We start from the raw sequence: 8,153 nt of genomic DNA, 5'->3' as shown, positions 1-8,153 counted from the left end.
GGCAGCGAATACAGCCGCGTCGACCAGGTCGTGCTCGCCGGCGGCTGCGCTTCGATACCGGGAATCGCCGACATGGTCGAGGAACACCTCGGCGTGCCGTGCATCGTCGCCAATCCGCTCGCCGACATGGCCCTGTCCGGTCGCGTCCAGGCACAAACGCTCGCCCAGGACGCCCCCGCGCTGATGATTGCCTGCGGGCTCGCGCTCAGGAGCTTCGACTGATGGCCAACATCAACCTCCTGCCTTGGCGAGCCGAGCGGCGCAAGCAACGCGAGCGCGAGTTCTACGTGATGCTCGGCGTTGCGGCGGCCGGCGCGGTCGCCGTGTTCCTCGCCGCGATGCTCTGGATGGGCCACCTCATCGACGACCAGAATTCGCGCAACGCGTACCTGCAGCAAGAGATCAAGAACCTCGACAAGAAGATCGAGGAGATCAAGGAGCTCGACAAGCGTCGCTCGCAGCTGCTCACGCGCAAGGAAATCATCGAGCAGCTGCAGTCGAACCGCTCGCAAATGGTGCACCTGTTCGACGAGATGGTTAAGACCATCCCGGATGGCGCGCGCCTAAACGTCATGAAGCAGGCCGGCGACACGCTGACGCTGGAAGGCGTGGCCGAGTCGAATTCGCGCGTCGCCAGCTACATGCGCAACATCGACAATTCGCCGTGGATGGGTCGTTCCGACCTCGGCAAGATCGAGAACAAGTCGGCCAACAAGGATGCCGACAAGAAGATGCCGTTCGTGTTCACGCTCGCCGTCAAGCTGCACAAGCCGGAGGAGAAGAAGGACGAGTCCGGCGAAGGCGAAGCGGTCCAGCCCGCGGCCGAGGGCGAAGCCGCGGCCGGAGCGGCACCGGCGAAAGCCGATCCCGCCAGGCAGGTCGCCGACGCCGCGAAGCAGCTCGCGAACAAGCCGACGCCGCAGGGCGACAGCAAGGCGGCTCCCGCGGCGGCAACGGGAGACAAGAAATGAGCTTCTTCGACGATCTGCGCAATCTCGATCGCAACAACATCGGCGGCTGGTCGAAGTCGGTCAAGTTCTTCTTCGCGGCGATCATCGTCGCGGTGATTCTCATCCTCGGCTGGTACTTCAAGATCAGCACGCAGCAGGACGAGCTCAAGAGCGCACAGGCGAAGGAACTCTCACTCAAGAAGGAGTTCGCCGACAAGCAGGGCAAGGTCGTCAATCTCGAGGCCTACAAGAAGCAGCTCGTCGACATGGAAGAGATGCTGCAGACGATGCTGCGGCAGCTGCCGAGCCGCACCGAGATGCCCGACCTGCTCAACAACATCACTCAGGCCGCGCTGAGTGCCGGCATCGAGACCCAGCTGTTCCAGCCGGGCGCGGAAGTCATGAAGGACTTCTACGCCGAAAAGCCGATCCAGCTGAAGATGATCGGCACCTACCATCAGTTCGGCACGTTCATCAGCAACGTCGCTTCGCTGCCGCGCGTGGTGATCCTCACCATGCACGACGTATCGCTCAAGCCGGCTTCGAGCGGTCCGGGCCAGAAGGCGGCGCCGGGCGGTCCGCTGCTGCTCGAAGGCATCGTGAAGACGTATCGCTATCTCGACGATGAGGAGCAGGCCGCCGTGCACGCAGCGGCGAAGGCGAAGAATCCGAAGGCGCCGGCCAAGGCGCCGCCGAAGGCGAGCGGCGGGGACAAGTGAGATGAACAAGCGCATCGCAGTACCGTTTCGCGGCGGCGCCTTCCTGATGATGGCGGCGGTCCTCGCCGCCTGTACGCCGAGCGAGAGCCCGCAGCAGTGGGTCGCGCGCGAAAAAGCCAAGAAGGGCCAGCCGCTCGCGCCGCTGCCCGTCATCAAGACGTTCGAAGTCTTCCTCTACAAGGACCAGGACCTGCGTGATCCGTTCGGCCTGAGTGCGGAAGAACAGGACTCGGCCAACGCGAGCGGCCCGCATCCGGACCAGAATCGTCCGCGCGAGCCGCTCGAATCCTTCCCGCTCGACGGACTGAAGATGTCGGGAACGCTGGGCACCGCCAAATCCATGGAAGGCCTCGTGCGCGACCCGGATGGCGTGGTTCATCGCGTCCACGTCGGCAACTACCTCGGCCAGAACTACGGCCGGATCATTTCGATCGGCGAGGATCGCATCGACCTCGTCGAACTCGTCACGAACGGCGCCGGCGGCTGGATGGAGCGGCAGGCAACGATTGCCCTGGGCGACACCAAGCAATGACCGATTCATTGGGGACAAATCTCATGACCACGACATTCGCTGCAACCTCGGAGCGCAGGTCCGCCTTCCGCATGGTGCGGTCTCGCCTGCTCGGAATCCTGGCCTTGTTCGCGTTCTTGTTCGGTGCCGCCGCGCATGCCGAGAGCGTGCTCGAAGACATCTCGTACACCGCGATGCCGGGCGGGAAGGTCGAGGTCACGCTGAAATTCGCCGGCTCGGCGATCGCACCGCAGGTATTCGCGACGGAGAACCCGCCGAGCATCGCGCTCGACTTCGCCGATACGCGCAACGCCTTCAGCAAGCGCCGCATCGACATCGGCGCCGGCGCGACCACGGCGGTATCGGCCATCGAAGCCGCGGGTCGCACGCGCGTCGTCGTCGACCTGTTCCGCGCCGCCGGCTACGACACGCGCGTGAACGGCAACACCGTCGTGCTGATCATCAACAACGGCGTGATGGGTTCCTCCGCGGTCGCCGCTGCCGCGGCCAAGGCGGATCCCACCAAGCAGGTCGGCGGCGCGCAGGACGTCGAGGTGTCCAACATCGATTTCCGCCGCGGCAAGAACGGCGAAGGCCGCGTGATCGTCAGCTTCAGTGGCCCGGGCGCGTCGGCTAACCTGCGCCGTGATGGCGCCAACATCGTGCTCGACCTGCTCAACGTCAAGCTGCCGCCGAGCCAGGCGCAGCACCTCGACGTGCTCGACTTCGCCACGCCCGTGCAGTCGATCGACACGCGTGCCAAGGGCAACGGCGCGCGCATGGAGATCACCGCCAAGCAGCCGTACGAGCAGCTCGCCTACCAGAGCGGCAACGAGTACGTGGTCGAGATCGCGCCGAAGAAGGACGATGCGAGGCTCAAGGGCAAGAACGCCGAGCCGGAGTACTCCGGCAGCCGCGTCACGTTCAACTTCCAGGACATCCCGACGCGTTCGGTGCTGCAGCTGATCGCCGACGTGTCGGACATCAACATCGTCGTCGCCGACAGCGTGCAGGGCAATGTCACGCTGCGCCTCATCAACGTGCCGTGGGACCAGGCGCTGGACATCGTGTTGCAGGCGAAGGGGCTCGACAAGCGCCGCCGCGGCAACGTGATCTGGGTGGCTCCGCAGAAGGAGATCGCCGAGCGCGAAGAGGCGATCGCCGACGCGCGCCTCAAGATGGAAGACAAGGAGTCGCTCGTCAGCGATTACATTCCGATCAGCTACGGCAAGGCGAAGGACATCGCCGACCTGCTGACCTCCGACACCAAGTCCGGCCAGTCCGCGGGCGGCGGTGCGAGCAGTGGGGCAGGCGCGACGAAGGGCTTCCTGTCCTCGCGTGGCAGCGTCACCTACGACGACCGTACCAACACGCTGCTGGTCAGCGACATCCCGTCGAAGATCCAGGAGATCCGCCAGCTCATCGCCGTGCTCGACCGCCCGGTGCAACAGGTGCTGATCGAGTCGCGCATCGTCATCGCGACCGACAGCTTCGCGCGCGAACTCGGCGTGAAGTTCGGCATCACCGGCGCGAACGTCGACAAGAACGGCAACGTCGCCGTGACGAGCGGCAACTCGGCCGGCGCGGATTACATGATCGACCAGGCATTCGCCGGCCGCATCAGCCCGAACGGCAATCCGTACCCGATCTTCCCGCCGGGCCTCGACGGTGGTCGCGTCACCCAGCAGGGCAACAACCTCAGCAACCGCTACAACGTCAACATGCCGGCGGCGAATCCGGCGGGCAGCTTCGGCCTCGCCATCCTCGGCGCCGATTACCTGCTCGATCTCGAGCTGTCGGCGGCGCAGAGCGAAGGCCGCAGCGAAGTGATTTCGAGCCCGCGCGTGATCACCGCGAACCAGCGCGAAGCCGACATCAAGCAGGGTCAGGAAGTCGGCTACGTGACCTACCAGGCATCGTCCGGCGGCGGCCCGGGCAGCGGTACGGCGACCGTGCAGTTCAAGGAGGCCGTGCTCGAGCTCAAGGTGACGCCGACGATCACCGCGGACGATCGCGTGGTGCTCAACCTCAACGTCAAGAAGGATGCGATCGCGGGCTATGTCGACAACCCGGGCGGCGGCCAGGTGCCGACGCTGGACAAGCGCGAGATCAGCACCGAGGTGCTGGTCGACAACGGCCAGACGGTCGTGCTCGGCGGCGTCTACGAGGTCAGCAAGGCGGAGACCTTGCGCAAGGTGCCGATGCTCGGCGACATCCCGGTGCTCGGCAACCTGTTCAAGAACAAGGGGCGCAACGACAACAAGGCGGAACTGCTGATCTTCGTGACGCCGCGTATCCTGAGCGACAATCTGAAATAGTGCGGCAGGTGTAACGATTCCGGCGGATGATTTCGCCGATCATGTCTGACTGCCACGAACTTGCAGGACTGGAGAGGAATATGAAATTTTTCGGCAAGACCCTGGGGCTGTTGCTCGCCAGCCTCGCACTGGCCAGTTGCGGTGGCGGCGGTGGCGACGGCGGTACGTTCACGCCGCAGAGCGGCTCGATCACGATCACCGCGACGGCCACGTCGCTGCCGACCAATACGGGCAACTGGTTGCCGACACAGCATGGCCCCAACCAGGCCGAGCTGACGATCACGACCCGCAACGCGGACGGATCCCTGCTCATCGGCGAGGACCTGTCGGTCAGTATCTCCCCGGTGAACGTTGCCAGCCTGTCCTTCCTCGTAAACGATGACAACGATGATGGCGACAACCTCTGGGGTTCGTTCACCATCAAGGGCACCAACGGCGTCGCGACCGCATGGGTCAACGCCGGCACCGTCGCCGGTACGGCGGTCGTCACCGCATCGATGGTCGATCCCACGACGGACCGCACGATCAGCAAGACGATCACCATCACCGTCACGAGCGGCGTCGGCACCAACCCGGCGACCGTGTCGCTGACCCCGACTCCGGCCGGTGTCTACCTGCCCAATTCGGGCGGCAATAACGTGTCGAGCATCGCTGCGGTGGTCCTGGATGGCGGCGGCCAGTTCGTCCCGGACCCGGTCGGCGCCGACAACCTGCAGGTCGAGATCGTCGGCAATGCCGGCGACGCGCGCCTGAGCACGAACTCGTCCGGCGGCGCCTCGCAGGGCACGACGGTGTCGACGCACACGGTCAACGGCAAGGCCACCATCTCGTTCCAGGCAGGCGATGCGACGCCGCAGGAGCCGGTGCAGATCAAGGCGACCGCGGACCGCGCGGACAACAACGTCAGCAACGGCATCCAGGACCCGGTTTCGTTCACGACCTCGGTCGTGGTGTCGGACGGCAAGCTGTTCAGCATCAAGATCACTTCGCCCGACGTCAACGCGATCCTCGCCAATACGGTATCGGGAGACGTGTCGGCCGATTTCCCGCCGCTCGATCCGGATGGCACCTACAGCCTCACCGTGAGTGCGCTCGGTACCGACCGCCAGGGCAACCCGGTGCTGCCGGGCACACCGATCCGGTTCGGCTCGATCGACGAACCGGTCGGCACCTTCGACGCGGGCGCCAACGCGAACCGCTTCCTCATCGCTGGCGGCGACGGCAATCCGCAGGAAGGCGGCACCGGCTTCACCGCACCCACCGGTCACTTCCGCACGGCCGGCGGCGGCGCGGGCCCTGGCGACGCGATTATCGTGTTCGGCAAGACGCAGCACGGCGCGCCGCAGGGCAACGAGGATCTCGAGAGCGCCCTCACGGTCGGACGCGTCAACAGCGAGACGAGCCTCAACACGACGACGCCGTTCAACAACAACAACACGACCGGCAGCAGCGTGGACTATGGCCCGGTGCTCGACTACATCGTCGGCCGCAGCAACCATGGCAACATCACCGCCGGTGCGTTCACCAACGATGTGGGCGTCGCGCACGCGGAACTGACCTACACCGTCGAAACGCTCGGCCACATCGTCGCGATGTGGGCGCAGGGTGACGGCACCGATCGCGTCACCAACGGTTCGCGCCGCGTCACCGACGCCGTCCAGCTGCTCTATCCGGGCATCGCGCCGGCGCAGCTCGTCGCGTTCCCGTCGCCGATCCCGGGCAACACGACGACGAACGTCACGGTGTGCCTCGCCGACGCGCTCAATTCGCCGATCCAGGGCGTACGCATCGGTTACCAGATGGACCTCAGCGGCGGTACCGGTTCGATCGACGGCAACGGCGCCTCCGGCGCGCTCGACAACACGACCGGTCCCGACGGCTGCGCCGACGCGACCGTCGTGACCAGTGGCATGCCGGTGAGCACCGCGGATTCGCCGTCGGGCAAGATCACGTTCGGCGTGGGTGGCGCGACCGCCGAGGTCGACATCATCGTGCAGCTTGGCTTCCTCTCCAACGCGGGCCTCGGTCGCATCTGCACCAACGCGACGCCGACCGTGCGCGCCACGATCAAGGCGTTCACGACCACCGGCGATCCCGCCGGCGGTGTGCAGATCACCGCGGCCTGCAACGGCGTGACCGCCAATCCGTCGACCGCAACGACCAGCGGCAATGGTTCGGCCGTGTTCGACATCTCGGGCACTCCGGGGGCATCGGGCACCTGCACGTTCAGCGCCGAGGGCGTTGCCCCGCTCAATGTCCAGGTCACGATCCCCGACGCGGACGATTTCAGCCCGCCGTGCGGACCGTAAGGCCGAGCGACGACTGATCCAGCGAAGGGCCGCAGCAATGCGGCCCTTTTTTTGTGTACGATCCGACATCGCTTCGACGAATCGGCGGCGCAGCATCCCAGGGGGGGACCGCGCATTGCAGCCCTACACTGAGCTGTTCAAGGCTGGCGAATTCGTTTTCGCGGAAGGCGATGCGCCGACGTGCGCTTATCTGATCGAATCCGGGCGCATCGAGATCAGCACGAGGCAGCACGGAGAAGCGCGCGTGCTCGCCGAACTCGGCCCGGGCATGCTGCTGGGCGAAATGGCCGTGCTCGACGACTCCACGCGCACGGCGACTGCCCGCGCGGTGACCGACTGCCGCCTGATACCGATCGACCGCACGCAGTTCGCCGAACGGCTCGCGGCGGCCGACCCCGTCGTGCGCGCATTGCTGATGAGCCAGCTCACGCGTTATCGCGCGGCCCTCGCTCGGCTGACCGGCGAAGGTGATGGCGCGGAACCCGCGATGTCCGTGCAGCCGGACGACGCCTACGCGCTCGACAAGATCCGCCTCGAAAGCGAGTTACGCGCGGCGCTCGAGCGCAAGGAACTCGAAGTTCGCCTGCAGCCGATCGAGGAGATCGTCAGCGGACGCATCGCCGGTTACGAAGCCCTCGTGCGCTGGCAGCACCCCGAGCGTGGCGCCGTGTCCCCGGCCGAGTTCATCCGCCTCGCCGAGGAAACCTCGCTGATCGTACCGATCGGCGATTACGTGCTCTCGCGCGTCTGCGACATGCTGGTCGAACTGCGCGGGCGCGGGCGCAAGCCGCTGCCGTTCATCGCGGCGAACCTGTCGGGACGGCAGATCGACGATCCGGGCCTGGTCCAGCGCATCCTCGACCTGCTGCATGCGCGCGACCTGCCGCCGGACAAGCTCAAGCTCGAGGTCACCGAGAGCCTCGTCATGGACCACGCGCGCATCGGCGACCTCATCGCGCACTGCCATTCCGTGGGCATGCCCGTCGCACTCGACGATTTCGGCACCGGCTACTCCAATCTCGGTCCGCTGCTGACCCTCAACTTCGACCAGATCAAGCTCGACGCGAGCTTCATCAAGGCGCTCGATCGCCCGCGCGGGGTCGCGCTGGTCGGTGTCATCGTCGGCATGGCGCGCGCGCTCGATTGCGACCTCGTCGCCGAGGGCGTGGAGACGCGCGAGCAACGCGAAATCCTGCACCGGCTCGGTTGCCGGTATGCGCAGGGCTGGCTGGTCGGCAAGCCGCTCTCGCTCGACGACGTGCTGCAGCACTAGCAGCCTGTTGAACAACAGCCTGCGGACGCGATCCAGGGATGGATCGCTCGCGAGCCGACGACGCAAGTCGTTG

Annotated in this window: 7 protein-coding genes; all 7 read left to right on the top strand. The window is 66.0% G+C overall.

The window, feature by feature from the left end; translation table 11 throughout:
- On the top strand, window positions 1-222 hold a 222-nt coding region (gene pilM / locus ACTHK2_RS14060), incomplete at its 5' end, for a pilus assembly protein PilM (protein ID WP_440246346.1).
- Window positions 222-971 (top strand): PilN domain-containing protein, encoded by a 750-nt coding sequence (locus ACTHK2_RS14055; protein ID WP_440246345.1) that lies wholly within the window; start codon window positions 222-224, stop codon window positions 969-971. The genes pilM and ACTHK2_RS14055, both read left to right, overlap by 1 nt.
- Window positions 968-1,669 carry a type 4a pilus biogenesis protein PilO gene (locus tag ACTHK2_RS14050; RefSeq protein WP_440246344.1) on the top strand — a complete coding sequence of 234 codons (702 nt, stop codon included), beginning with the start codon at window positions 968-970 and terminating at the stop codon, window positions 1,667-1,669. The genes ACTHK2_RS14055 and ACTHK2_RS14050 overlap by 4 nt, the downstream gene beginning before the upstream one ends.
- Before the next feature lies 1 nt (window position 1,670).
- Complete coding sequence (locus ACTHK2_RS14045) at window positions 1,671-2,201, top strand: pilus assembly protein PilP (protein ID WP_440246343.1); 531 nt, start codon at window positions 1,671-1,673, stop codon at window positions 2,199-2,201.
- A 104-nt stretch (window positions 2,202-2,305) separates the two neighbouring features.
- Window positions 2,306-4,498 (top strand): type IV pilus secretin PilQ, encoded by a 2,193-nt coding sequence (pilQ, locus tag ACTHK2_RS14040; protein WP_440246342.1) that lies wholly within the window; start codon window positions 2,306-2,308, stop codon window positions 4,496-4,498.
- A gap of 80 nt (window positions 4,499-4,578) precedes the next feature.
- Window positions 4,579-6,807, top strand: a complete 2,229-nt coding sequence (locus tag ACTHK2_RS14035) for a hypothetical protein (protein ID WP_440246341.1) — start codon at window positions 4,579-4,581, stop codon at window positions 6,805-6,807.
- 115 nt (window positions 6,808-6,922) lie between these two features.
- The gene (locus tag ACTHK2_RS14030) at window positions 6,923-8,080 is read left to right on the top strand and encodes an EAL domain-containing protein (RefSeq protein ID WP_440246340.1); all 1,158 of its coding nucleotides are present in this window, start codon (window positions 6,923-6,925) and stop codon (window positions 8,078-8,080) included.
- Window positions 8,081-8,153 lie beyond the last annotated feature (73 nt).

It is taken from the genome of Dokdonella sp., assembly GCF_051958935.1.
GTDB lineage: Bacteria > Pseudomonadota > Gammaproteobacteria > Xanthomonadales > Rhodanobacteraceae > Dokdonella_A.
This window is presented reverse-complemented; position numbering and strand designations above follow the sequence as displayed.